The sequence below is a fragment of the Kribbella sp. NPDC055071 genome, from assembly GCF_053608045.1.
Genome location: NZ_JBSGUS010000008.1, coordinates 217414 through 241322, shown reverse-complemented (window position 1 = coordinate 241322; position 23909 = coordinate 217414). Strand labels below are relative to the sequence as shown.

General features: G+C 67.7%; 20 protein-coding genes. 8 read left to right on the top strand and 12 right to left on the bottom strand.

The features are described from left to right. Window positions 1-74: 74 nt before the first annotated feature. Window positions 75-749 (bottom strand): sugar isomerase domain-containing protein, encoded by a 675-nt coding sequence (locus tag ACWF4Z_RS16110; RefSeq protein WP_452243810.1) that lies wholly within the window; start codon window positions 747-749, stop codon window positions 75-77. Window positions 750-845: 96 nt separating this feature from the next. Between ACWF4Z_RS16110 and ACWF4Z_RS16105 the strand changes: the two genes are divergently transcribed. The 6 genes from ACWF4Z_RS16105 to ACWF4Z_RS16080 all read left to right on the top strand — a co-directional run bounded on the left by ACWF4Z_RS16105 (window position 846) and on the right by ACWF4Z_RS16080 (window position 6491). Then, window positions 846-1295 carry a MarR family winged helix-turn-helix transcriptional regulator gene (locus ACWF4Z_RS16105; RefSeq protein ID WP_452243809.1) on the top strand — a complete coding sequence of 150 codons (450 nt, stop codon included), beginning with the start codon at window positions 846-848 and terminating at the stop codon, window positions 1293-1295. 238 nt (window positions 1296-1533) lie between these two features. Continuing rightward, on the top strand, window positions 1534-3534 hold the full coding sequence (gene acs / locus ACWF4Z_RS16100) for an acetate--CoA ligase (RefSeq protein ID WP_452243808.1): 2001 nt from the start codon (window positions 1534-1536) through the stop codon (window positions 3532-3534). A gap of 111 nt (window positions 3535-3645) precedes the next feature. Continuing rightward, window positions 3646-4233 (top strand): helix-turn-helix domain-containing protein, encoded by a 588-nt coding sequence (locus tag ACWF4Z_RS16095; RefSeq protein ID WP_452243807.1) that lies wholly within the window; start codon window positions 3646-3648, stop codon window positions 4231-4233. A gap of 35 nt (window positions 4234-4268) precedes the next feature. Further along, entirely contained in the window at window positions 4269-5543 is a 1275-nt protein-coding gene (locus tag ACWF4Z_RS16090) for an MFS transporter (RefSeq protein ID WP_452243806.1), read from the top strand. A 10-nt stretch (window positions 5544-5553) separates the two neighbouring features. Next, window positions 5554-5997, top strand: a complete 444-nt coding sequence (locus tag ACWF4Z_RS16085; RefSeq protein WP_452243805.1) for a hypothetical protein — start codon at window positions 5554-5556, stop codon at window positions 5995-5997. A gap of 80 nt (window positions 5998-6077) precedes the next feature. Further along, on the top strand, window positions 6078-6491 hold the full coding sequence (locus ACWF4Z_RS16080; RefSeq protein WP_452243804.1) for a MarR family winged helix-turn-helix transcriptional regulator: 414 nt from the start codon (window positions 6078-6080) through the stop codon (window positions 6489-6491). A gap of 144 nt (window positions 6492-6635) precedes the next feature. Here the strand turns inward: ACWF4Z_RS16080 and ACWF4Z_RS16075 are convergent, their stop codons facing one another. The 10 genes from ACWF4Z_RS16075 to pseB form a co-directional block, all read right to left on the bottom strand. Then, window positions 6636-7148, bottom strand: a complete 513-nt coding sequence (locus tag ACWF4Z_RS16075; protein ID WP_452243803.1) for a hypothetical protein — start codon at window positions 7146-7148, stop codon at window positions 6636-6638. A 146-nt stretch (window positions 7149-7294) separates the two neighbouring features. Continuing rightward, window positions 7295-10885 (bottom strand): discoidin domain-containing protein, encoded by a 3591-nt coding sequence (locus tag ACWF4Z_RS16070; protein WP_452243802.1) that lies wholly within the window; start codon window positions 10883-10885, stop codon window positions 7295-7297. A 187-nt stretch (window positions 10886-11072) separates the two neighbouring features. Then, entirely contained in the window at window positions 11073-12725 is a 1653-nt protein-coding gene (locus tag ACWF4Z_RS16065; RefSeq protein ID WP_452243801.1) for a solute symporter family protein, read from the bottom strand. Beyond that, window positions 12722-13063, bottom strand: coding sequence for a DUF485 domain-containing protein (locus tag ACWF4Z_RS16060; RefSeq protein ID WP_452243800.1), 342 nt, complete (start codon window positions 13061-13063; stop codon window positions 12722-12724). The genes ACWF4Z_RS16065 and ACWF4Z_RS16060 overlap by 4 nt, the downstream gene beginning before the upstream one ends. A 107-nt stretch (window positions 13064-13170) precedes the next feature. Beyond that, complete coding sequence (locus ACWF4Z_RS16055) at window positions 13171-13986, bottom strand: class I SAM-dependent methyltransferase (RefSeq protein WP_452243799.1); 816 nt, start codon at window positions 13984-13986, stop codon at window positions 13171-13173. 49 nt (window positions 13987-14035) lie between these two features. Beyond that, window positions 14036-14782 carry a cytidylyltransferase domain-containing protein gene (locus ACWF4Z_RS16050; protein WP_452243798.1) on the bottom strand — a complete coding sequence of 249 codons (747 nt, stop codon included), beginning with the start codon at window positions 14780-14782 and terminating at the stop codon, window positions 14036-14038. Next, on the bottom strand, window positions 14770-15585 hold the full coding sequence (locus ACWF4Z_RS16045; RefSeq protein ID WP_452243797.1) for a hypothetical protein: 816 nt from the start codon (window positions 15583-15585) through the stop codon (window positions 14770-14772). Before ACWF4Z_RS16045 ends, ACWF4Z_RS16050 begins: the two co-directional genes overlap by 13 nt. Then, the gene (locus ACWF4Z_RS16040; protein WP_452243796.1) at window positions 15585-16982 is read right to left on the bottom strand and encodes a hypothetical protein; all 1398 of its coding nucleotides are present in this window, start codon (window positions 16980-16982) and stop codon (window positions 15585-15587) included. Before ACWF4Z_RS16040 ends, ACWF4Z_RS16045 begins: the two co-directional genes overlap by 1 nt. A 10-nt stretch (window positions 16983-16992) precedes the next feature. Further along, window positions 16993-18117 (bottom strand): DegT/DnrJ/EryC1/StrS family aminotransferase, encoded by a 1125-nt coding sequence (locus ACWF4Z_RS16035; protein WP_452243795.1) that lies wholly within the window; start codon window positions 18115-18117, stop codon window positions 16993-16995. Then, the gene (gene pseB, locus ACWF4Z_RS16030; RefSeq protein ID WP_452243794.1) at window positions 18118-19101 is read right to left on the bottom strand and encodes a UDP-N-acetylglucosamine 4,6-dehydratase (inverting); all 984 of its coding nucleotides are present in this window, start codon (window positions 19099-19101) and stop codon (window positions 18118-18120) included. Window positions 19102-19212: 111 nt separating this feature from the next. Between pseB and ACWF4Z_RS16025 the strand changes: the two genes are divergently transcribed. Next, a complete protein-coding gene (locus ACWF4Z_RS16025; protein WP_452243793.1) occupies window positions 19213-20235 on the top strand; it encodes a PseG/SpsG family protein in 1023 nt (340 codons plus the stop codon). Window positions 20236-20822: 587 nt separating this feature from the next. Here ACWF4Z_RS16025 and ACWF4Z_RS16020 read toward each other — a convergent pair. After that, complete coding sequence (locus tag ACWF4Z_RS16020) at window positions 20823-22970, bottom strand: hypothetical protein (protein ID WP_452243792.1); 2148 nt, start codon at window positions 22968-22970, stop codon at window positions 20823-20825. Between the two features lie 173 nt (window positions 22971-23143). On the opposite strand from ACWF4Z_RS16020, the gene ACWF4Z_RS16015 reads away from it, so the two are divergent. Beyond that, on the top strand, window positions 23144-23896 hold the full coding sequence (locus ACWF4Z_RS16015) for an N-acetyltransferase (RefSeq protein ID WP_452243791.1): 753 nt from the start codon (window positions 23144-23146) through the stop codon (window positions 23894-23896). Window positions 23897-23909: the final 13 nt, after the last annotated feature.

The following is a 23909-nucleotide window of genomic DNA, read 5'->3' as shown; positions in this document are numbered from 1 at the left end:
ACAGGTCGAGCAAGTGTTGTCCACAGGCCGCCAGGTTTTCCACAAAGTTGCTAGCAGCAACTATCGGGAAGGCTCTACACGTTCAGGCTGCGCAGGACGTTGGGGGTCTCGCCACGGGCGGTGAGGCGAGTGACGATCTCGACGGTCAGGGCTTGGACGAGCATGGCGCCGGCCATGGTTGAGGTGGCTCCGGTTCGTTCCGGGCTGCCGGGGACTTCGATCAGGGCATCGCCTGGTACGCCGCAGTTGTCGATCACCACGTCCGCGGTCTCGAACAGGCGCTGACCACCCGGTGCGCGCGAGGTTGTCGCCGTACTGTGCGCCATCGACGTCAGCGCAATCACCTGCGCACCCCGTTCACGCGCCCCTAGCGCGAACTCGACCGGTACGGCGTTCCGCCCGGAGTTCGACGCGATCAGTACGACGTCGCCCGCGGCGATCTCGTTGATCTGCAGGAGTACGTCGGCCAATCCGGGCAGCCGCTCGAGCAGCGAGCTCTTCTCCAACCCCTCGTGCAGCATCAGCCCAGGCTCCAGCACTGCCCGTACGTCGGCCAACCCGCCGGCCCGTCCGTACAACTCCTCGGCCAGCGCGTGACTGTGTCCGGTCCCGAACACCCAGAACACCCGCCCCGCGATCAGCGCCTCGACCACCAGTTCGGCCGCGACCCGAATCGGCCCGAGCTGCGTCTCCGCGGCCCGATGTGCGATCTCCAGTGCCTTCTCCAGGTACTCCTCAGCCCCAGCCATGACGCCGAACCTACCGCCCTGTCAGCGTCGCAGCGAGCAACTGACGTAGACCACTGCAGCCGGATCGTAGGGTGTGCCAATGGTTACACTGCGGGCGTGGATGACCAGACGCCGACGGTTTTGACGCAGTTGCCGAGTTGGTTGTTGACGCAGAGCGCGGCGCAGGCGAGCCGGATCGTCAGCGAGACGTTCGCCGCGGGTCGGGCGCGGGGGTACCACTTCCGGTTGCTCGCGACGCTGGTCGAGTTCGGACCCGAGAGTCAGGCGGCGCTCGGTCGGCGCAGCTGCATCGACCGCAGTGACGTGGTTGCCGCCCTCAACGAATTGGTCGCCGAGGGGTACGTCGAACGCACGCCCGACCCCGACGACGGGCGCCGCAACATCATCACGATCACCGCGTCGGGTCGGCGGCAGTACAAGCGGCTCACCGCCCTGGTCACCAAGGCGCAGGACGAGATCTTCGGCCCGCTCTCGCCGGCGGACCGGGCCCGACTGACCACGCTCCTCGGCCGCCTGCTCGCTCACCACCAGAGCGCCGACACCTGAGCGCCAACACCTGAACAACCCTGCCCTCAACCGCCAGCCGCCCGACCCCTCAACCGGCAGCCGCCGGTCCCCGCAGCCGCCGGACCCCTCGACCCGCAGCCGCCGGACCTGGAATTGGTCCTCTTCGGCGCAGATCGGGGACTGCTGGGCGATACACCGGTTCCGCGCGCGGGCCTGCGTTGGTAGAAAGGGGACTGGGCGCTCCAGCGCCGGAAGCCAGCGAGGAGGAGTCGTCGACGTGACGAATGCAGAGTCACCCCAGTCAGAAGCCGGCCAAGCAGGGGAGCAGACACTCTCGAACCTGATGCACGAGGAGCGCAGGTTCGAGCCACCGGCCGAGCTGGCCGCCCACGCGAACCTGAAGGCCGACGCGTACGACCGCGCCGCCGCCGATTTCGAGGGGTACTGGGCGGAGCAGGCCAAGCGGCTGACCTGGGCCACCGAGCCGACGGAGACGCTGGACTGGAGCAACCCGCCGTTCGCGAAATGGTACGCCGACGGCAAGCTGAACGCGGCGTACAACTGCGTCGACCGGCACGTGGAGAACGGGCTCGGCGACAAGGTCGCGTACTACTTCGAGGGTGAGCCCGGTGACACCCGGGAGATCACCTACGCGCAGCTCAAGGACGAGGTCAGCAAGGCCGCGAACGCGCTGCTCGAGCTGAACGTGCAGCCCGGCGACATCGTCGCGATCTACATGCCGATGATTCCCGAGACCGTGATCGCGATGCTCGCCTGCGCCCGGATCGGCGCGCCGCACACGGTCATCTTCGGTGGGTTCTCGTCCGAGGCCCTGAAGGACCGCATCCTGGACTGCGACGCGCGCGTCGTGATCACCTCCGACGGCGGCTACCGCCGGGGCGCGCCGGCCGCGCTGAAGCCGGCCGTGGATGCGGCGCTCAACGACTGCCCCGACGTACGCAACGTGCTCGTGGTGAAGCGCACCGGTCAGGACACCGCCATGGTCGAGGATCGCGACCTGTGGTGGGAGGACTTCGTCGGCAAGCAGTCGACCGAGCACACGCCCGAGGCGTTCGATGCCGAGCACCCGCTGTACGTGATGTACACGTCCGGCAGCACGGGCAAGCCGAAGGGCATCCTGCACACCACGGGCGGCTACCTGGTCGGTACGTCGTACACGCAGTGGGGCGTCTTCGACCTCAAGCCCGAAACCGACGTCTACTGGACTGCCGCCGACATCGGCTGGGTCACCGGCCACAGCTACATCGTGTACGGCGCTCTCGCGAACGCAACCACCTCCGTGCTCTACGAGGGCACCCCGGACACTCCGCACCAGGGCCGTTGGTGGGAGATCGTGCAGAAGTACAAGGTCTCGATCCTGTACTGCGCGCCGACCGCGATCCGCACGTTCATGAAGTGGGGCGACGAGATCCCCGCGAAGTTCGACCTGTCGACGCTGCGGGTGATCGGGTCGGTCGGCGAGCCGATCAACCCCGAGGCGTACATCTGGTACCGCGAGCACATCGGTGGCAACAAGGCCCCGGTGGTCGACACCTGGTGGCAGACCGAGACCGGCATGCACATGATCTCGCCGCTGCCCGGTGTGACCGCGGGCAAGCCGGGCGCCGCGATGCGGGCGATCCCGGGCGTCAGCGTCGACGTCGTCGACGACGCGGGCAATTCGGTGCCGGACGGTTCCGGTGGCTACCTGGTCATCACCAAGCCGTGGCCGTCGATGCTGCGGACGCTGTGGGGCGACGACCAGCGGTTCATCGACACGTACTGGTCGCGCTGGCCGGGCGTGTACTTCGCCGGTGACGGCGCGAAGAAGGACGAGGACGGCGACCTCTGGCTGCTCGGTCGCGTCGACGACGTGATGAACGTTTCCGGTCACCGCCTCTCCACCACCGAGATCGAGTCCGCCCTCGTCTCCCACCCGAAGGTCGCCGAGGCGGCCGTCGTCGGTGCCTCCGATCCGACCACGGGCCAGGCGATCGCGGCGTTCGTGATCCTGCGCTCCGAGGCCGGCGACGGCGGACCGGACGTGGTCCAGGAGCTCCGCAACCACGTCGCCAAGGAGATCGGCCCGATCGCCAAACCCCGCCAGATCATGGTCGTCGCCGAACTCCCGAAGACCCGTTCCGGCAAGATCATGCGCCGCCTGCTGCGCGACGTGGCCGAGAACCGCGAGGTGGGCGACGTCACCACCCTCGCCGACTCCACCGTCATGGACCTCATCAAGTCCAACCTGGAGTCCGGCAAGTCCGACGAGGACTGACCCACTCCAACCAGCAGGCCCCCGGAGCTCCCGGGGGTCTGCTGTGTTTCCGGAGACAGAAATGCACAACATCTCTTTGCAAAGAGATGTTTGCAAAGGTATGTTGTGCGTATGGCCTCCTCCGCGGTGACTCCTTCGGGTGCCGGGTTGCGCGCGCTGGCGCATCCGACCCGGTTGAAGATGTTGATGCTGTTGCGGCTCGAGGGGCCGGCGACGGCAACCCAGTTGGCTCAGCAGCTGAAGTTGAATACCGGGGCGGCCTCGTATCACCTGAGGCAGCTGGCCGAGCACGGGTTCATCGAGGAGGCCACCGAGCAAGGGAACGCCCGGGACCGGTGGTGGCAGGCGGCGCACGAGAGCACGCGCGCGGACCTCGGTACGGCGCGGAGCAGCGAGGAGGATGCGGAGAGCGCAGAGGCCTATCTGCACACCGTTGCGTTGATGCTGACCGAGACACTGATGCAGCACGCCGAGGAGCGGCGGTACCTGCCGGAGCCGTGGCAGGAGGCCAGTACGACGAGTGACTGGCATCTGCGTCTGACCGCGAAGCGCGCCGAGCAGCTCGTCGACGCGTTGGCGAAGCTCATCGAGGAGTGGAACGAGGACGGCGAGGACGCGGCCGACACCGCATCCTTCGTGGTCAACCTCAACGCCTTCCCGCGCCCTGGGACGGTCGTCCTCGAGGCCGACGACCGATGACCACGACCGGTCCGCGTCCAGGAGAGCTTCGGCCGATGACCGCGAGCGGCCGGCGGCTTCCGCTGTACGGGTGGCTCACCGCCCAGGCGATCACGCTGCTCGGCACTCGGGTGTCGATGATCGCCATCCCGTGGCTGGTGCTCACCACCACGGGGTCACCGACGCAGACCGGTCTGGTGGCGTTCGCCGAGATCGCGCCGATGGTGATGTTCAAGGCGTTTGGTGGTCCGTTCGTGGACCGGATCGGGCCGCGCCGCGTGGCGATCACCGCCGATCTGCTGTCGTTTTTCGTGGTCGGGCTGATCCCGCTGCTGCATCACACCGACGTACTGTCGTTCCCCGTATTGCTAGGCCTGGTTGCGATTGCGGGTGCACTTCGGGGTCCCGGTGATGCGGCAACGACCGCTCTGATCCCCGCTCTCGTCGAGCGCGCCGCCGTACCGTACGAACGCGCCACCGGCCTCTCCTCGGCCATCGAACGCGGCGCCACCCTGGTAGGCGCCGCGATCGCCGGCGGCCTGGTCGCCACGGTCGGCGCCGCCAACGCCGTGGCCGTCGACGCCGTTTCCTTCGCGGTCTGCGCCCTGGTTCTCCTCGCCACTACTCAGTCCCTGAAACACCCCACCCCGCGGTCGGACGAACGGACGCTCGCCTCGCAACTGGATGAGCCGGAACCGACCTCATATCTGGCGGAACTGCGGGAGGGATGGAGATTCCTGCGGGGGGATGCAGTGTTGATGGGCCTGTGTGTGATGGTCGCCGTGACCAACCTTCTCGATCTGGCCTGGTCGGCCGTGCTGCTGCCGGTGTGGGCACATGACTCCGGCGCCGGCGTCGGCGCCGTCGGGCTGATCTTCGCGGTCTGGGGTGGCGCGTCGATGCTGGGCTCGGTGGTAGCCGCCGCCTACGGCACTCGGCTGCCGCGGTTCGCCGTCTACCTCGTGGCCTTCCTCATCACCGGCCTCCCGCGGTTCGTCCTCTTCGCGCTCGGTGTCCCGCTCTGGGCGATCCTCCTGATGTGCGTGATCGCCGGCGTCTCCTCCGGATTCCTCAACCCGGTGCTCGGTGCGGTGCAGTTCGAGCGCATCCCGCGCGCAATGGTCGGTCGCGTCACGGCACTCACCAGCGCGATGTCCTGGTCGCTCATGCCGTTGGGTGGCGTGCTGGGTGGTCTGATGATCAGCGGCATCGGACTCTCGCCCGCGATGCTCGTCGTCGGCCTCGCCTACTTCGCCGCCACCATGGCCCCGGCCCTCGTCCCCAGCTTCCGCGGCATGAACCGCCAGGAACGCGAGGCCGTCGCCGCCTAGGCTGCCCACCATGACAGCCCTCGTCGCGATCATCCATGCCGGGCTCGCTGCCGCCTGGGTCGGGGGGATGGCGTACTCGCTGTTCGTCGTTCAGCCCAAGCTCAAGAGGTACTTCGGACCCGACCAGAGCAGTCGCGAGGCGCTCGTCACGGTGATTGCCTCGGGCAACCGCTGGAAGGTGATCGGGCTGATCGGCGCGATCGCGATCACCGGCGGTGGACTGTTCGCGCTGCACCCCGACCACTGGTGGATCCACGCTGTCAAAGGCGTTCTGCTGCTCGTGGCCACGGGCATCTTCTCGTACGTCTCCTGGCGGCACTGGCCTCGCCGCGTGTTCGCGACCGCGGCCGAGCTCCCCGCATTGCAACGCCGTCTCGTCGTTCTCGCGACCGTCATGCTCGGCCTCGCCGGGACCGCCTTCGCTCTCGGCGTCATTGCGGTCCACCTCTCCTGACACCTGGTCACTGGCAGTCAGCAATAGGAGAAATTTGGGTGCCTGTGCCAGGATGGCGCTTCCCACCGGAGGTGATCGCGATGGCGCAGGAAACCCTGCAGTTGCTGGTGAGCATGCACCGGATCGTGCGGTACTTGCGCCGCAGCCGGACCGCGGTGATGCATCCGACCCAGTTCCTGGCGCTGATGCTGATCAGCGACGAGCAGCCGATCCGGATCGGCGAGATCGCACTCCGCGTGCCGTGCTCCCAGCCGACCGCGACCACCACCGTCGCCGCCCTGGAGGAAGCAGGTCTGGTACGCCGGGAGCCCGATCCCGTCGACGGCCGTGCCACCGCCGTGGTCCTCACCGAAGTCGGCGCCGCCACGGTCGCCGCCTCCGGCGAACAAGCCGCCGCCGAACTCTCCAAGATCCTCCACCGCCTCACCGACGAAGACCGCCTCCTCGTCCTCAAAGCCGGCGAAGCCCTAGCCAAAATCACCGACGACCTCTAAACCGGGGCATCCAGGGGCAGATCGCGAAAAGTGCCTTTCGGGTGGCGGAGGTTCCGCTACAGTTGAGAATGCTCGAGGACAGAAGAGTCCCTTGAAGTGGACCCGGCAGCCTTCCGGACGGTAGGTGAGCCGGGTCGGCGCTTTTCAGGGCTCCCGCAGCTGGCTGAATCTCGCCACCGAGCGTCGCCAGTGGCCACCCTTGGCCCACGCCCAAGCCACCGCATCCGGCACCCAGAGCAGTGGATCCAGCTTCGGCGCCAGCAGGTCCCACCGAAGGCGGTAGAACCCGTTGCGTTGGCATGCCGCGTGCAGCGTCGAACGATCGCGGGGAAGGGTTGATTCATCCCGCTCGATCACGCGGCGCTCGGCCTCGCCCAGGGTGTCTCGCACGATGGCTTCGAGGCAGTGGGCACGGCTCATCGGTGTCTCGACGTCGAACTGATAGATGTCCACCAGCAGATGGAGGTGCTCGATGGTGGCGAGAATCTGTCGTCGTCGTCCATCGGTCTCGTGCCGGAAGTGCAGACGCTCCTGCCCCGGCAGGAGCAGTTCCCGAAGGATCTTGCGATTGACCGAGACATCATCCGATGGGCACCGCGCAGCGGCCATCAGGAAGCCTCGCGCCTTGGTTTCGTCGACGAATACGTGGAATGGCATTTCCCCGCCCGGTTGTGGGACAAGGGTCGACTTTCACACGTGGTGGGACGGAAATCCCGGTGTGACACCGGGGCAGGGTGGGGCATTGAGGGGCAGATCATGGAGGAGCCGCCGGAGGGGATGAACCTCCGGCGGCTCCTTTCCAGTTAGTTGCGGGTGATGGTGAAGGTTGTGGTGGTGTTGCGGATGTCGGTGGCGTTGTTGGACAGGGTCAGGTTGGTGAAGGTGACATTGCCGACGGCTGGGCCTTGACCCGGTTCGGGGAGTTCGTTGGCCCAGATTCCGAAGCCGGACTTGGCGTCGAAGGTGTCGCCGGACTTGCGGGCGCCGGAGATGGTGGTGTTGGTGAAGATGGTGTCTGCCACCCGGAACTGCGGCGAACCGCCGACGTAGTTGGTCTGGAACATGATCCCGCTGTACGTCGGGTCCACGATGTCCAGGTCACTGACCCGGATCCCCTGGAACACCTTCGAGGCGGAGAAGATCCACATCCCGGGGAACGTCTGGTTGCCCCAGAAATGACCGCCGGAGCGCACGATCGACACGTTCTGGAACGTCGTCGGCGGGGTTGCACCGAAGCCGTTCATCGGGATCCCGAAGTCGAGCGAGCTGATCGTGACACCGGGGTAGGTGAGCATGTCCGCGGCGTACAGGTTGCGGAAGATGTTGTTCGTGCCGCCGTAGACCGCGAAGCCGGCCGCTCGCCACGTCAGGGTCGCGGAGAGGTTCTCGAAGACGTTGTCCCGGACCTCGCCGCCGCCGTTGTCGGTGGCGTTGAAGAGCGCGAAACTGTCGTCGCCGGTGGACCGGGCGTCGTTGTTGCTGACGGTGTTCCCGGCCGACCCGTTGGTCATGTTGATGCCATCGGCGAACGAGTCCCGGATCCGCGAGTTCTTGATCACGGAGTTGTCGGTGTTCGCACCCCAGTACAGGCACATCTGGTGTTCGGCCCAGATGTTGTCGATGGTCATGTTCGACGTACCGGAGAAGTTGAAGACCTTGCCCGGTCCGTCGTTGCGGCTGTCGTAGTTGCCGAAGTACGAGAATCCGCTGAACGTCGATCCGTTCGCCGACGCCTGCGAGTCGAAGCCGACATCGGTGTTCGCCTGGGTCTGCGGAGCAACGAACCGGGTGAACCATGGACCGGCACCGACGACCTTGATCGCCCGGCCGTACACGTTGAACTTCGACGACGTCGCGTAGTCACCGGCCGGGAGGTACACGCCCTGCAGGGTGGTGTCCTGCCGCACCCGGTCGAGCGCGGCCTGCACGTCCTGCTGGGTGAACCCGGCCGGCGTCACGAACCCCGTGCCGGGGTTGGCGATCGGCGCGACCTGCTCGGTGTCGATGAAGTCGATCGAGTACGCCGTGCTGTTGGCCGGATCCTTCTGTAGCCGGATCTTGGTACCGGCCGGGTACGACGAGTCGAGCATGATGTTGGCCTCGTCGTAGATGTGTCGTGCCGCACCGGAGCCCGGCGAGTTGCTCGGCGAAGCCTCCGCGCCGTACAGCCACGAGTACTTCGAGGTCAGCGGCAACGACTTGGAGAACGTGCCGTTGATGTAGACGCTGATCGACGACGACTGACCGCCGCCACCCGAGGAGTCCGGGATCGAGAACCGGGTGACGAGCGTGTTGGTCGCGGCCCGGGTGGTGAACTCGACGTACGAGCCGTTCGAGTTCAGCGTGACCGCACGTCGCCCGGACGCTTCACCGGCCAGGTCGCCGATGGTCCGGTTCGGTCCGATCACGGTTGCGCCGCCACCGACCGAGGCGTCCTCGGCCTCCATGTGGTCGTACGGCATGTTGGCGCCGCGACCCACGAAGAACGGCCGCTCGCTGGTGTTGTTGGTGCGCTTCACGGGCAGTTCGTTCGCATCGTCCGCTAGCACGACCCGGACCGTGTAGCGACCGTTGACAGCCGTCCAGTTGCCGAGGGCAACGGCAGCGGTCGTCGCACCCGCGGCGATCGAACCGTTGTAGGTCCCGGTGAGCGTCGCCACGACGGAGGTCCCGTTGAGCACGGTCAGCGTGATCCCATGGGCACCGGTGGCCGACGCCACGCTGCCCTGGTTCTTGAGGGCGACCGAGAACGCGACGGAGTTGCCGGCCGCCGGGTTGTTCGGCGTCCAGTTGACCGCCTGGGCGATCAGGTCCGAGCTCGCGACCGGAGTCACGACCAACGGGCTCGCGGCGTTCGCGGTGTTGTTGCTGTCGTTCTGCTCGATGACGGTGTTCGCCTCGTCGACCTTCGCGCTCAACGCGTAGCTGCCCGCGTCCCGCGCCCCGATCGAGGCACTGACCGTGATGGATGCGCCGGCCGCGATTGCGCCGACAGCAGCCGTACCGACCTTGGTGTCACCGAGGTAGAAGTTCACATCGGTGGCCGGCGATCCCGCCGTACCCGAGTTGTTCACCGTCGCGCGGACCGTGATCGTGTCGGTCTCGACCGGCGAGGTCGGCGTCCACGTGACCCCGGACAGGGTGAGATCCGGGTTCGGTGCGGGCACGCCCATCACCTGGAGCTCGGCGACCTGTCCGGCCGGAGCGCCGGTGTTGGCGGTGAAGTTCAGCCGTACGTCGGCCACCCGCGCGCTGACCGGGATCGTGATGGTGTTCCCGGTGGCAGGGCTGAAGTCGTACGACGCACTCGGCACGATGGTCGTGAATGTCGTCGCGCTCTGCTCGCGGCCGAGGATCGAGAACGTCTGCGTCCGCGGACCCCACGCCGAGTCGGGGTTGAGCCGGATCACGATCGAGCTGAGATCCGCGTTCGAGCCGAGCTTCGTCGTCAACGTGGCCGGGTTGGCATTGCCCTCCCAGTACGTGGTCACGTTGTCGTCGTTCGCGTTCGTCGCGACGAAGGTGAAGACCGAACCGGAGGCCTCGATCGGCTTACCCAGCGCGAGGTTGCTGCCGGGGCCGGTGCTGCCGTTGCGGGTCACGGTGTTGCTGTTCGGCGATTGGTTGCCGGCAGCATCCTTCGCGCGAACGTAGTACGAGACCGATGCGCTGGCCGGCTGGTTGTCGGTGTAGGTGAGCACGTTGCCGGCGAGGCTCGTTCGGAGCTGGCCGTTGGCGTACACGTCGTACCCGGTCACGCCGACGTTGTCCGTCGAGGCGTTCCAGGTGAGCCGGATCTGCCCGGCGCCGGGCTCGGTGAAGGCCAGGCCGCCCGGGGCGGTGGGGGCCTGGGTGTCACCGGTGGCCGGTCCGTAGACCTCGAGCTCGGACAGCTGTCCGGCCGGCCACCCGGTGTTCGCGGTGATCCGGATCCGCACGTAGCGCGTCGTCGCGTTGCCGTAGTCGATCGTCACGGTGTTGTTCGGCGGGCTGAACGTGCGGACCGCCGACGCGGACAGGTCCGTGAAGTTCTGGTTGTCGGTGCTGCCCTGGACGGCGAGGGTCTGGTCGCGGGCGCCCCAACCGGAGGTGGGCAGCTTGAGGACGACCTGGTTGGTGGCGACCGACGAGCCGAGGTCGACCTGGACCCACTGCGGGAACGCGTTGTTCGCGCTCTCCCAGTACGTGCCCTGGTTTCCGTCGGTCACGTTCGGCGCGGTGTAGTTCTGGGTGGTGCTGCTGGCCGTCGCGGTCTTGCCGGCGGCGAGGTTCGGTCCGGCCAGTACGGCGGCTACCGCGGTACCGGCCGTGGTCGGGTGGACGAGGGGGCTCAGTGCGAGCGTGAGACTCGCCGCGAGCAAGGCGGTTGGCAGCCGCCACTTCCGGATTCGCATGGCCTCTCCTACGGGCGGGGTGGAGGACGCAAAGGAGTAGCCGCTACGCGAAGTCCGAAACTTGCTCTGATCTTGCTCGTTTCTTGCGCAGCGCTGGCTTATTGTTACGGCAGTGCTACGCGAGCGTCAACGGTTCGTGACACCTGGTTGCGAAACCGGTGTCGGTGGGCACACGAAAGGGCAGGGATCAGTGCTTGGTGACACCCTCCGCGCCGGCTCCGGTGAGGGACCGGACCGCGAGCTCGTGGTACCGCAGCTCGCTGGACTTGTCGCGGCCCAGGTACGTGCCGAGGACGCCGAACAGGAACCCGAGCGGGATCGAGACGATGCCCGGGTTCGACAGCGGGAACCAGGCGAAGTCGGCGCCGGTGATCATCGACGTCGGCTTACCGGAGACCACCGGCGAGAAGACCACGAGCACGACGGCCGAGACCAGCCCGCCGTAGATGCTCCAGGTCGCGCCGGAGGTGTTGAACCGCTTCCAGAACAGGTTGAACAACAGCGACGGCAGGTTCGCCGAGGCCGCGACCGCGAACGCGAGCGCGACCAGGAACGCGATGTTCAGCTTCTGTGCCGGAATCGCCAGCGCGATCGCCACCGCGCCGATCCCGATCGCCGCGAACCGGGCCACCCGCAACTCGCTCTTCTCACTCGGCTTGGTCTTCGCGATCACGTTCGCGTACAGATCATGCGCGAACGACGAGGCCGAGGTCAGCGTCAGGCCCGCGACGACGGCGAGGATCGTCGCGAACGCGACCGCCGCGATCAACGCCAGCAGGATCGACCCGCCGACCGAGTCCAACCCGCCGCCGAGCACCCCGGCGAGCGTTGGAGACGCGGTGTTGCCCTTCGATTCCGCCACCGACGAGCCCTTGCCCGTGTCCAGCAGCGCCGCGGCACCGAAGCCGAGCGCGAGCGTCATCAGGTAGAAGAAGCCGATCAGACCGATCGCCCACTGCACCGACCGGCGCGCGGACCGCGAGTCCGGCACGGTGTAGAAGCGGATCAGGATGTGCGGCAGACCCGCCGTACCGAGGACCAGGGCGAGGCCGAGGGAGAGGAAGTCGATCTGCCCGGTCAGGTCCTTGCCGTACAGGAGACCGGGCTGCAGGAACGACTCGCCCTTGCCGGACTTCGCGGCGGCCGAGCCGAGCAGGTCGGAGATGTTGAAGTGGAACTTCAGCAGCACCAGGAACGTGATCAGGATCGTGCCGGCCATCAGCAGGACGGCCTTGACGATCTGCACCCAGGTGGTGCCCTTCATGCCCCCGATCGTCACGTAGACGATCATCAGCGCGCCGACCAGGATGATCACGGCGGCCTTGACGCCCTCGCTCTTCACCCCGAGCAGCAACCCGACCAGCGACCCCGCGCCTACCATCTGGGCGAGCAGGTAGAAGATCGACACCACGATCGTGGAGGTGGCGGCCGCCGTACGGACCGGTCGTTGCTTCATCCGGAACGCGAGCTGGTCGGCCATCGTGAAGCGGCCCGAGTTCCGCAGCAGCTCGGCGACCAGCAGCAGCGCCACCAGCCACGCGACCAGGAACCCGATCGAGTACAGGAAACCGTCGTACCCGTAGAGCGCGATCTGGCCGGAGATGCCGAGGAACGACGCCGCCGACATGTAGTCGCCCGCGACGGCGAGACCGTTCTGCGCGCCGGTGAACGAGCGGCCGCCGGCGTAGTAGTCGGCGGCGGTCTTGTTCTGCCGGGAGGCCCACCAGGTGATGTACAGGGTCACGGCAACGACCGCGCAGAACAGCGAGATCGTCAGCGCCCGGTTGCCGGGTGCGGCTGCTTGAGGCAGCCCGGCCATCGGGATCAGAAGGACGTTCACCGGCGCCGCTCCCTCTTGTACTTGGCGTTCAGGCCGTGGGCCAGCGGATCGAGCTTCCGGTTCGCGAACCGGCCGTAGATCGCGGCGATCGCGAAGGTCGACACGAACTGCAGCAGGCCGAAGATCAGCGCCACGTTGACGTGCCCGATCACCCGGTGACTCATGAAGTCACGAGCCCAGTTGTTGCAGGCGACGTAGGCCAGGTACCAGGCCATGAAGGCGATCGTCCACGGGACGACGAAGTTCTTGTACCGCCGTCTGAGCTCCTGGAAATCGGCCGCTTCGTAGACGGCCTCATAGGCACGAGCATCCCGCTCGCTCACGACATCCTCGTCCATGCGTTCCCCTCTTCAGAGCCGACGCGAACAAAGGCACGTTAGCCGCAAGTCGTGGATTTGTGACCCGAACTGCGTGTCCAACACCCCCTACCGCAACCAAAACGTTTCTACAGGTGGGGTGCGACCGGGGCGTCGAGAGTACGGCGGTAGTTGGCCAGGTCGCTGGGCCTGGTCCGGTAGGAGTCGGTGAAGTACGGCATCCGGAGCGGCTCGGGTGGGCGGGCGGTCGTGTCGTAGAGCGTGTCGATCTGATCCAGCACCGCGTCGCGGCGGGATTCAGTCAGGACCGCAATCCGGGAGTGCGACACGGCCAGCTGGCGCAGGCCGTTGCGATCCAGGTCCTGCCAGTGCCGGAACCGGCCGGTCTCGACCATCGCGAACAGGTCCGACTGCTGCAGGATCGGCACCGGGTCGAACCGGTCGCCGCCGATCCGGTCGCTGCCCTGGATCGCGTTCATCATCCGCCGCACCCAGGGGACGACGGTGTCGGCGTTGTTCCAGAGCAGGCCGAGTACGCCGTTCGGCCGCAACACGCGGGCGATCTCCGGCAGGGCCCGCGCGTGGTCGAACCAGTGGAAGGCCTGACCGACGATCACCGCGTCGACCGAGGCGTGGGCCAGCGGGATCGACTCGGCCGCGCCGACCATCGTGTCGATCCCGGATCGCCGGCGGCAAACCTCGAGCATCTCCTGGGACGGGTCGACCGCGACCACGTCGTGCCCGAGCCCGGCCGCGACCGCCGCGAGCTTGCCCGTTCCGGCGCCCAGATCGAGGACCTGCAGCCCCCGGCCCGGGCCGAGAATCCAGGTCAGCGCCTCGGCCGGGAACGTCGGCCGGCCGGCGTCGTACGCGGACGCGACAGCGCCGAACGACTTCGCCCGGGCCTCGTTCGCCGGCTCCGCTCCTGGATCATCGGTGGTCATCACCGCAAATCATGCCGTAACGGCGCCCCGGCGCGCTGGCAAACGCCAGCTACTCGCCGAGCTTCTTCTGTTCGATGTGCGCGTTGAGCGTGGCGAGCTCCGGATGCGAGTCCAGAATGGCGACCACTTCGGCGCAGCTCAAGCCCGCCGCGCCGTAGTCCTCGATGAGGGCGTCGAGCAACTTCCAGTCGTCCGGCGTGTCGAGCGTGAGCCGGTACTGGGCGCTGCGGGGGTCGCCGCCGGGAGCGGGCAGGTTCAGCAGCCGCATCTCGCCGGACCGGTTCTGATGCAGGTACGGCGTGACGTGTTCGCGATCCGACCGTAGGGTCGCCGTGGCCTCGGCGTCGTACAGCCGGGCCGCTGAGAAGATCTCGTAGTCCATGCCGCGCGGATAGGTCCGCTCGAGGCAGTTGGAGACGTAGAGGTCGAGATCGTTCTCGGCCCGCCAGCGATCGACGCCGTGGGCAACGATCTCGGGATCGATCAGTGGGCAGTCCGACGTGACCCGGACGATCCCGTCCAGCCCGTGCTCGCGTGATGCTCCGGCGAACCGGCTCAGTACGTCGTCTTCGCTGCCACGGAAGACCGGTACGCCAACGTGCTTGGCCACCTCGAGGACCACATCGTCGTGGTAGTTGGTGGTGGTGGCAACGATCACCGGAAGGTCGGTACGGAGGAGCCGATCGAGGTGATGCTCCAGGTAGGTCCGGCCGCGAACGCTGAGCAGGACCTTCGCAGGCAGCCGGCTGCTGGTCACCCTGACCTGCGTGATGACGCCGATCTTCAGCGTGGCCATTGGAACATCTCCCGGATCTCGGCGGGGCCGGCGACGTGCTCGACGCCCAGCTCGGTGTCGGTGAACGCGCGGGCGATCGCGGGCGGCACGAACGGTTGGTCCAGCTCGGGCCACAGTCGCTTGATCCGGGCCTGCCCGCCGAACGAAGGATGCTCGTGTTCCAGCACCATCGGATCACCATAGACCCCGGGTTGCAGGCCGATCGAGGCGCCGTACAGGACGGCGGAGCTGAGCCGGTTGGAGGCGACCCGCGTGTGTTTGCGGAGCTCGCGCAACTGCTTGACCAGGAACTTGGCGTCGGTCTTGCGCCAGTGCAGGCCGCGGTAGCCATGGGTGATGACGCGGAGCCCGGCGTCCTCGTAGACCTTCCGGATCGCCGGGTTCTGGTACTCGTTCCAGTACAGGCAGGCGGTGACGGGACCGGTCTCGTGTTCGTTGATCGAGGCAACGAGACGGCCGTGATCGCCGAGCACGTGCTGGCCTTCCCACCCATGGAACGGGTAGAAGATGGTGCCCTCGGCACCTTTCGCCGGGGTGGCGAGCTCCGGGTGCACCTTGAGCAGGTACAGCCAGACGGAGCCGATCACCGAGTAGTTGCGCAGGCCCAGCGAGTGGCCGCGGCGACGGACGCTGTCGGACCAGACGAATTTCGGCATACCGGGCGCGAAGTTGGTGCCGTGGGCGAAGCCGTCGAGGATGTTCCAGCCGTGCTGCAGGTAGCCCCAGATCCGGGGTGGCTTCGCGAGGCCGGCGTACGACGCCATGATGTTCGCATGCCCGTAGAAATGGTTGGCGTGATGCATCAGCGGCGGGCCTTCCGCACCAGGCGCCGCAGCCGACGGCGGATCACCCGGGCGGGGTTGAGGACGGCGTGGCCGACGCGGTAGGGCAGTGAACGCCGGATCCCGCTGACCGTGCCTTCGAACAGGATCGCCCGTGCGCTCGCGTGCGCCAGCTCGTCCGCCAGTCGCGCCACGGTCGCCAACTGCTCGGCGCTACCCAACGGCCGGATGACTTCGTCGGCGCTGAAATCCTGCACAGGAACGGTAATCCCGGCTATCGAGGCGAGCCGCGCGGTCAACGCATGGGGATCGGCCGCGGCCGGCCATGGTTGCCGTGAGCCACTTTCCAGCGTCCGCCGGGCGAACCGCGCGAGGTGCTGGACGACATCCAGGTCCTGAGCTTCCCCGAACAGCCGGTACGACGAGCCGTCGACGATCACGTTGTCCGGCGAACCGTTCCCGCCCGTGCCCAGCCAGGCCACGTACTCCGGGATGATCCGACGCACAGCCGCCTGGTCGTCGACGCGCAGGGCCGCGAGCAGGTGCTCCTCCAGCAACACGCCCGTGCCACCGGGAACCGCATCCTCCGGAAGCACGCTCGGTGGCTCTGCGCCGAGGACGAAGTACCAGGCCGGCGCCAGCTCCATCCCGAGACCGGCGTCGGCCGAGTCCAGCACCAGCCGGTACGGGTCCATCAACACCGGACCTGCGTTGCGCGAGGCAACAGCCCGGGCCGCAACCACACCCGCAAGCCCGTCGACCGCGGTGAACGCAACCTCGGCCTCGATGAGCGCCGGGAAGACCGCGTAGGTCTGCACATCACGCGCTTCGCCGAGCCCCGCGTCGGCCAAGGCCGCGCGGAGCGGCCCGAGCCCCTGCGGGGCGGAGTCCGCCACGTCTCGGGCCCAGTCTTCGTCTCGCGGAAGGGCCGCGGTGATCGCGGGTTGGACGAAGCGGTCGACGCCGAAGTAGTTGGTGGCGCCCAGCAGCAGTCGGCCCGATGGAGAGAGCTGGTCGCGCAGCCGGTGCAGCGCCTCGGACCAGGTCAGCTTGGCCGTATCCGGGCCGACCAGCCGCTCGAGGCCGTCCAGCGCGACGATCACGTCGTACGTGTCGTCACCGCGGAAGCGGTCGAGCGAGCCGCAGAAGACCTGGCCCTTGGCGTCGTCGAGCAGCTCGCCGATCTCCTCGGCGTCAGGCGCCGAGCGGACGAGGACGTCGACTGACGTCACCTGCGCAGCCACGTCGGCGAGCAGGCCTGCCGCGTGCGGCCCGGCGATCAGGACGGAGTCCTCGGGCTGGAGAGTGGCGGCCAGGAGTGCTGTCGCGGCGGATCCGGCGGCCGCGGGCCGCGCGTCGCCCGGGTGCAGATCCGACCAGTCGAGCATCTCTCCGCCGATCAAGTTCGATCGGGTCACATCAGTCACGTTAGCCAACCAGCTTGAGAAGGGTTTCGATCACCCGGTCGACGTCGGTGTCGGTGAGGTCCGGGAAGAGGGGGAGGGACAGCTCTTCGGCGTAGAAACGCTCCGCGTTCGGGCACAGGCCGCGGCGGTAGCCCTGTCGCGCGAACACCGGATGCCAGTACACCGGAAGGTAGTTCACCTGTACGCCGATCCCCGCGGCCCGCATGCCTTCGTACACCTCGCGCCGGCGCCCGCCGAGTACGCGGATCGGGTAGAGGTGCCAGGCCGGGTCCACACCGGCCCGCTGCACCGGCGTACGCAGACCGTCGATGCCGCCCAACGCCGCGTTGTAGCGCGCGGTGATCTCGGCGCGGCGGCGTTTGAAGTCGCCGAGCCGGGACAGCTGTGACAGGCCGAGCGCGGCGCCGAGGTCGGTGAGTCGATAGTTCACGCCGTACTCGTGGACCTCTTGATGCCACGGGCCCTCGTCGGTCAGCTCGAAGCGGTCGGGGTCGCGGACCAGGCCGATGAAATGGAACTCGTGTGCGCGTTGGCCGACCGCCGGGTCCTTGCAGACCACCGCACCGCCCTCGCCGGTGGTGAGGTTCTTGGTCGGGAAGAACGACATCGTGGTCACGTCGGCGAGATCCCCGACCGGACGCCCGTCGAGGCTGCCGCCGACCGAGTGGGCCGCGTCGGCGAGCGTCCGCGCGCCAACGCGGTCCGCCAGCGGTTGCAGGGCGGCGTAGTCGGCGGCCTGACCGGCGTAGTCGACAGCGGCGATGACCTTCGTCCGCTCGGTCAACGCCGCCTCGACGGCCGCTGGATCGATCAACGCGGTGTCCTCGTCGACGTCCGCGAAGACGACCGTGGCTCCAAGGATCGCGGCGCACGACGCGGTGGCGACGAAGGTCATCGGCGTGGTGACGACCTCATCACCCGGACCGACGCCGAGTGCGGCGTACGCGATGTGCAGGGCCGCGGTCCCCGACGTACAGCTGACTGTGCGGTGTCCACCGGCCAGCTCGGAGACCGCCTGCTCGAAGGCGGCGACGGCCGGCCCGGTAGTGAGCCAGTCTCCGCGCAGTACGGCGGTGACCGCCTCGATATCCGCTTCCGAAATGGACTGACGCCCGTACGGCAGCATCTATTCGTCACTCTCGAGGATCTTGCGGATCTCCTCGATCGAGTACCACAGCTCGTTGGTGTTCGATGCGAACTGGAACCCCTCCGGGACCGGCAGGCCGCCGTTCGGGGGCACGTAGCCCCAGGTGGCAAGGTCGGGCTGGAGCACGTACCGGTTGCCGACTGCGAGCGTGCGGCGGCCCTCCTCCGGGCTGATCATCTCCTCGTGCAGCTTCTCGCCCGGGCGCAAGCCGATGTCGTGCATCGTCGCGCCGGGTGCGATCGCCTCGGCCAGGTCGGTGATCTTCATCGAGGGGATCCGTGGCACGTACAGCTCGCCGCCGCTCATCAGCTCGAACGAGTCGACCACGAACTCGACCGCCTGCGGCAGCGTGATCAGGAACCGGGTGCAGCGCAGGTCCGTGATCGGTAGCGACTGCCCGGCCGCGTGCAGCGCCCGGAACTTCGGGATGATCGAGCCGCGGCTGCCCATCACGTTGCCGTACCGGACCACGGCGAACCGGGTGTCGTAGGCCGCCGCGTAGTGGTTGCCGTTGATGAACAGCTTGTCCGCGGTCAGCTTGGTCGCGCCGTACAGGTTGATCGGGCTGGACGCCTTGTCCGTCGAGAGCGCCACCACGCGTTTGACGCCGGAATCGATCGAGGCCTCGATCACGTTCTGCGAGCCGATCACGTTGGTCTGGACGAACTCCCACGGGTTGTACTCGCCGCTGTCCACCTGCTTGAGCGCGGCCGCGTGCACGACATAGTCGACCCGGTGCATCGCACGGAGCAGCCGCGACCGGTCCCGGACGTCGCCGAGGAAGAACCGCAGCCGGGGATCGTCGCCGAAGAGCTGGCGGACCTCCCACTGCTTGAGCTCGTCGCGGCTGAAGACGATGAGGCGGCGGGGGTTCAGCTGGTCCAGCGCGTGCCGGACGAAAGCCCGGCCGAAGGAGCCCGTGCCTCCGGTGACCAGGATGTCGGAGCCGGTAAGGATGGACACTCGAGCGGGACCCTTCTGACGGACAGTTCCGAGCACGGCACACGCAGTGCAGTCACGAACAATAGCTGCCCGCTCCGAGCCCTCCTCAATCCCGCCGATACCGTCGGGGGCGTGAAACGCGTCGGGGTGCGGTGTGATGTGGGGCCGGGGCGGGGCATCGGGCACGTGATGCGGTGCCTGGCACTCGCAGAGGAGGTACGGCGCCGGGACACCGAGCTGGTGTTCATTTGCGACGCATACACGGTCCCGTGGGCCGCTGAGCAGATCACGGCCCGAGGGATCTCCGTGGAGCGCGCAGTGTGGAGCCTAGGAGAGCACATCGAGCTGTTCACGGGGCTGGGGCTCGACGGGGTGGTGTTCGACTCGTACGACCTGGACGCATCGGTCTATTCGGCCGTGCGCGCGACCGGAATCCCCACGCTGGCGATTGTCGACGGTGACTTCCGTGGCGCGCAGGCGGACGTGATGGTGGATCAGAACCTCGCGGCCGAGCTGGACCGGCCCGTCCTGCCACCCGAGTCCATCAGGCTCGCCGGGCTCGGCTACGTGATGATCCGGGACGAGATCCTTGCCTATCGCCCGTCGGAACCACCTGTCCCTCGCGAGGTCGGCGTGCCCAAGGTCTTTGCGTTTTTCGGCGGGACGGATGCGTTCGGCGCCGGTCCGCAGGTGGTGCGGGCGCTCGCGGCCACTGGGGTGCCGTTTCAAGCGACTGTGGTGGCGCCGGACGTGGGGTTGGCCGCTCGGATCGCTGCGGTCGAGCTGAGGCCACAGCAGCGGGTTGACGTGATCGGGCCGACCGACCGACTCGCGGCCGAGGTGCGGGATGCCGATCTGACCATCAGTGCGTCGGGTACGTCGACTTGGGAGCTGCTGTGTCTCGGCGCGACGGCCGGGTTGGTGTGTGTCGTGGACAACCAGGTGATGGGATACGAGCGCGCGATAGCCACGGGTACGGCGGCGGGCGTCGGCGTACTGGCCGAGATCGAGGCGGACCCATCCGCGGCGGCTGCGGTGCTGAAACGTCTGCTGAGCGATCCTCGTGAGCGCGCTCGCCTGGCTGCGGCCGGCTGGGAGCTGGTCGACGGCAACGGACGCACCCGGGTCGCTGATGCGTTGCTGGCCCTCATTTGAATCCCGCCACCCGGACAGATTCATCCACCTGCTGATCCACCAGCCTGCGACCCCCCGGCCGGGGAGGATCTCTTCCCGTTCCGGGCAGAACATCCTCCCAAACCCCTTCCCCACAACGCGAATCCCGCCACCCGGACACACCCGACCACATCACGAGACCCACCCCCGGCCCGGGCATCGAGTCGTGGATCAGGGTCGGCGACACGCGGGCACATCGCGCCGAAATCCACGACTCGCACCACCCGACCGCACCCAGCGCGCGACCACTCGGGTGAGCGGCTCCGGGATAGCTGCGGTCTTTCCCTGGTCGGGGTGGTGTGGGTCAAGGGTCGAAGATCGCGCAGCGACGCCGAAGGCGCCCTTGACGCACGCCGCACCGACTAGCATGATTACGCAGCCCGGAACCGCGACACCACAGTCCCGCGCAAGGCCCGACCGAACCACATTCCTCCGCAGGAGCCTGGCGAACCACAGCCCCCGCGCGAACCCGCCGAGCGGCGGACCCACCATCTGCGTCCCGCCGAGGGCGGCACAAAGACACCCGCCGCGAAGCGGTGTCCGATCAACCCCCATCCGACACAACAGTCTTATTTGAGCTCGTAGATCGTGGCGTCGAGCGTGGCGTGGCGCAGGCTGACGTAGTTGCGGAGTGCCGGTGAGACGTTGCCGACCCGGTTGTCGGCGTACAGCCAGCGCACTCCGGCTTGGCGTAAGCGTTCGATCGCGGCGGGCGTCGGTGTCTTGAAGGCGGCGTCGTTGGCGGTCAGCTCCGCACGGTCCCAGTACGGGATCAGGCTCGGGTTTCCGCCGGTGGTGAGGGCGATGCGGTTGGCCTGGTTGGAGTAGGACCAGCCTTCGATCAGCACTGGCCGTTCTGACAGGGCGGCGAGCCAGAAGTGCCGGCTGTCGCAGAGGCCGTCGCGCTGGATGATGCAGTGCGCGTTGGTTGCGATCAGATCGCCCGGAGTGCTGTTCCGACGCAGCCAGGTGGCCGCACCGGCCTCGGCCGCGGTCGCACCGCCCCGGCTGGGTTGGGCAAAGACCAGAGCGGACGCCTTGTCGGAGAAGAGTGCCTGTAGCGGCACCAGAATGGCTCCGATCATGCTCGCCGCCACCAAACCGGCCGCAAGTGCCACAAAGAAGTTGCCAGGCCGTCGAAAAGCCTTCCAGCCAAGGGCAACGACGATACCGACCGCCCCGATCGCGGCGGCCGTCCATAGCCAGGGTCCCTGGATCCCCGGCAGGTCAGCGGACCTGTGTCGTGCAATCGCAAGCCCTGTCAGCCCAAGCAGTCCGGCGGCGCCGACGAGGATCACGCCGCGTCGATCACCGAGCCGCCCGACCAGGTTGGCCAGGCCGACCGAGGCGAGTACGGCGATGACCGGGAACGCGGTTCGAAGGAAGTACAGCTGGCTGATACCCGACTGGGTGGTGAGGAGCGTCCCGAGCAGACCGGCGACCGCGAACCCCAGCAGGAAGACGGCTCCGGGATCGTTCCATTTCCTGCCCAGGAAGACCATGCCAGCGGCCGCCAGGCCCCAGCTCAGCAGGGTGGTTGCCGCTGACAGCAATTCGGCGTGCGGGCTCTCCAGCAGCATCGAGAACGGCGGCAACTGGACGAAGGTCTCGAACGGCTTGATCTGCGTACCCCAGGTGCTCCCGCCGAAGATCGCGATCAGCGCGGCCACGAAGACCACGAACGACAGCGCTCCGCCGAGCACCGCCGTACGTGTGCTCTTCCGCGCGATGGCCAACTGCGCGAAGGCGAACGCGAACCCCACCCCCAGCAAAGGGAGGATCGTCGACTTCGACCCGGACGCCACGAGGGCCAGCAGAACCAGCAGCACCCAGCGACTCCGTGGAGCCCCCGACCGCAGCAGATCGACCGCCAGGAGGCAGAGTGCGAGTGCGATCAGGACGCCGAGGTTCTGCGTCGGACTCAGGTACGCGGCGACCGCGGTAGAGATCCCGCCGAGCCCGTGACCGGGGAGTGGCTGCACGGCCCCGCCGAGCCCGGCGATCAGGACGGCGAGCGGTCCGGCCCAGGTCGCGCCCGACTCAGCGGTCGGGGCGAACCGGGTGGCCAGTGCGAACACCAATCCGCAGCCGGCGAGGAACAACGGCAACCAACTGAGTGAGTGGATCAGATCGGTCAGGTCGATCCGCGTCCCCCACGCGGTCGCGGCCGTGGCCTGGTGGAAGAACGTGTGGTACTTCATCGCCTCGCCACCGAGCCACAGGGTCGAGATCGGTACGTCGTACTTCGCACTCGCGGCCAACGCCTGCTGGAACGCCAGATCCGGGTACGAGCGCAGCGGATCCGTGTACGCGGGCAGGAACTCGGCCGGACCGCGGCGGTAGACGACCAGCACGACCACTGCGGTCGTCGCAGCCAGCAGCCAGGCCTGGAGTGGTCGTAGCGGCTCGTCGACTCGCCGCCAGACCCGCTCCCGGACGTCGCGGTCCCGCAGCGCGATCAGCAGCACGACCGGCGACCACACCCACGACCAGGCCTGCAGTCCGATCGACGCGCTGGCCAGATACACCAGCACCTGCCCGGCTGTACCCACCGCGAACCCAGCGGCGAGGTCTTCGACCAGATTGCGCCCGTAGCCGCCGATCAACCGCCACAGCGCGAACCCGGGCAGCGCAATCGCGAAGCAGGTGAACAGGACGAAGCGCACAAGCTCGAAGAACGTCGCATGCAGCGCGAGCAGAACCACCGCCAGAGCCACCACCGTGAGCCCGGCCACTAGACCGGATAGGGACGGCCCAGCTGTGCGCGGCCCCCGCCGTCGTGCCCTCGCGTGCATGGCGCACACTATTCACCACTTAGTGGTCCCGCGAGTAGGTGATGCCTGCTGCGCGCCGTCCCACCTCCTCGCGGGACCACTATGCTTTCTGCGCTATGAGTTGGTACGACGCGCTCGAGGCCGGTGAACTGACTGTGCGGCCGTCCGTTGATGCGGCGAAGCGCTTTGGGATCTCGATCGACCGCATGTGTGTGTCCGCTTCGGCCGGTACACCGCTCGCCGAGGTGCTCACGGCGGTGGAGAGATCCACCGCAGACGTGATCGTGTTGCGCTATCCAGCCCGCGAAACCACGTGGTTCGCCGCGCTGGCGAGTGGGCCGCGGCAGGCGCTGCTGGCCGACACCGTCGTGTTCTGGTCCCTCCCGGTCGGCAAAGGCCGTCGGCCGGCCCCACTGGCCGGGTTCACCGCGCAGATCGAGCCTGAGGCCGACGACGTGCTGGTCGACGACCTGGTCGCGGACGTGTTCGGAGACTCGGGCAACCATTACTGCTCCAACCCGCTGTTCGACCGCTCGGTCGCGCTGGCCGGGCGGCAGGAGTGGGCGCGGCGGCGGATCGCCGACGCGGGCGCCGTCGTACTGCGGGGTCCGGACCGGCGCATGCTCGCCCTGGCCGCGGTCGATCAGCAGCGCTCGTGGACCGAGATCCAGCTGTCCGGCGTCGTACCGGCCGAGCAGGGGCGTGGTCGCTACGGGCACCTGCTGGCCGCGGTCGAGGACGCCTGTACGACGCGACGGCTGGTCGTGTCAACCCCTGCGCATCAGACCGGCATCCAGCGCGTCTGGGCCCGCTACGGATTCGAACCGGTGCATAACTTACTGACACTTCACCTCGTTGCCGCTACGTAATCGGTGCTTCTGA

Excerpts from the sequence above, each read along its gene's own strand:
- ACWF4Z_RS16110 (WP_452243810.1), bottom strand. The coding sequence starts at position 749 with ATGGCTGGGGCTGAGGAGTACCTGGAGAAGGCACTGGAGATCGCACAT.
- ACWF4Z_RS16095 (WP_452243807.1), top strand. The coding sequence starts at position 3,646 with ATGGCCTCCTCCGCGGTGACTCCTTCGGGTGCCGGGTTGCGCGCGCTG.
- ACWF4Z_RS16090 (WP_452243806.1), top strand. The coding sequence starts at position 4,269 with ATGACCGCGAGCGGCCGGCGGCTTCCGCTGTACGGGTGGCTCACCGCC.
- ACWF4Z_RS16085 (WP_452243805.1), top strand. The coding sequence starts at position 5,554 with ATGACAGCCCTCGTCGCGATCATCCATGCCGGGCTCGCTGCCGCCTGG.
- ACWF4Z_RS16080 (WP_452243804.1), top strand. The coding sequence starts at position 6,078 with ATGGCGCAGGAAACCCTGCAGTTGCTGGTGAGCATGCACCGGATCGTG.
- ACWF4Z_RS16075 (WP_452243803.1), bottom strand. The coding sequence starts at position 7,148 with ATGCCATTCCACGTATTCGTCGACGAAACCAAGGCGCGAGGCTTCCTG.
- ACWF4Z_RS16070 (WP_452243802.1), bottom strand. The coding sequence starts at position 10,885 with ATGCGAATCCGGAAGTGGCGGCTGCCAACCGCCTTGCTCGCGGCGAGT.
- ACWF4Z_RS16060 (WP_452243800.1), bottom strand. The coding sequence starts at position 13,063 with ATGGACGAGGATGTCGTGAGCGAGCGGGATGCTCGTGCCTATGAGGCC.
- ACWF4Z_RS16055 (WP_452243799.1), bottom strand. The coding sequence starts at position 13,986 with ATGACCACCGATGATCCAGGAGCGGAGCCGGCGAACGAGGCCCGGGCG.
- ACWF4Z_RS16050 (WP_452243798.1), bottom strand. The coding sequence starts at position 14,782 with ATGGCCACGCTGAAGATCGGCGTCATCACGCAGGTCAGGGTGACCAGC.
- ACWF4Z_RS16045 (WP_452243797.1), bottom strand. The coding sequence starts at position 15,585 with ATGCATCACGCCAACCATTTCTACGGGCATGCGAACATCATGGCGTCG.
- ACWF4Z_RS16035 (WP_452243795.1), bottom strand. The coding sequence starts at position 18,117 with ATGCTGCCGTACGGGCGTCAGTCCATTTCGGAAGCGGATATCGAGGCG.
- ACWF4Z_RS16015 (WP_452243791.1), top strand. The coding sequence starts at position 23,144 with ATGAGTTGGTACGACGCGCTCGAGGCCGGTGAACTGACTGTGCGGCCG.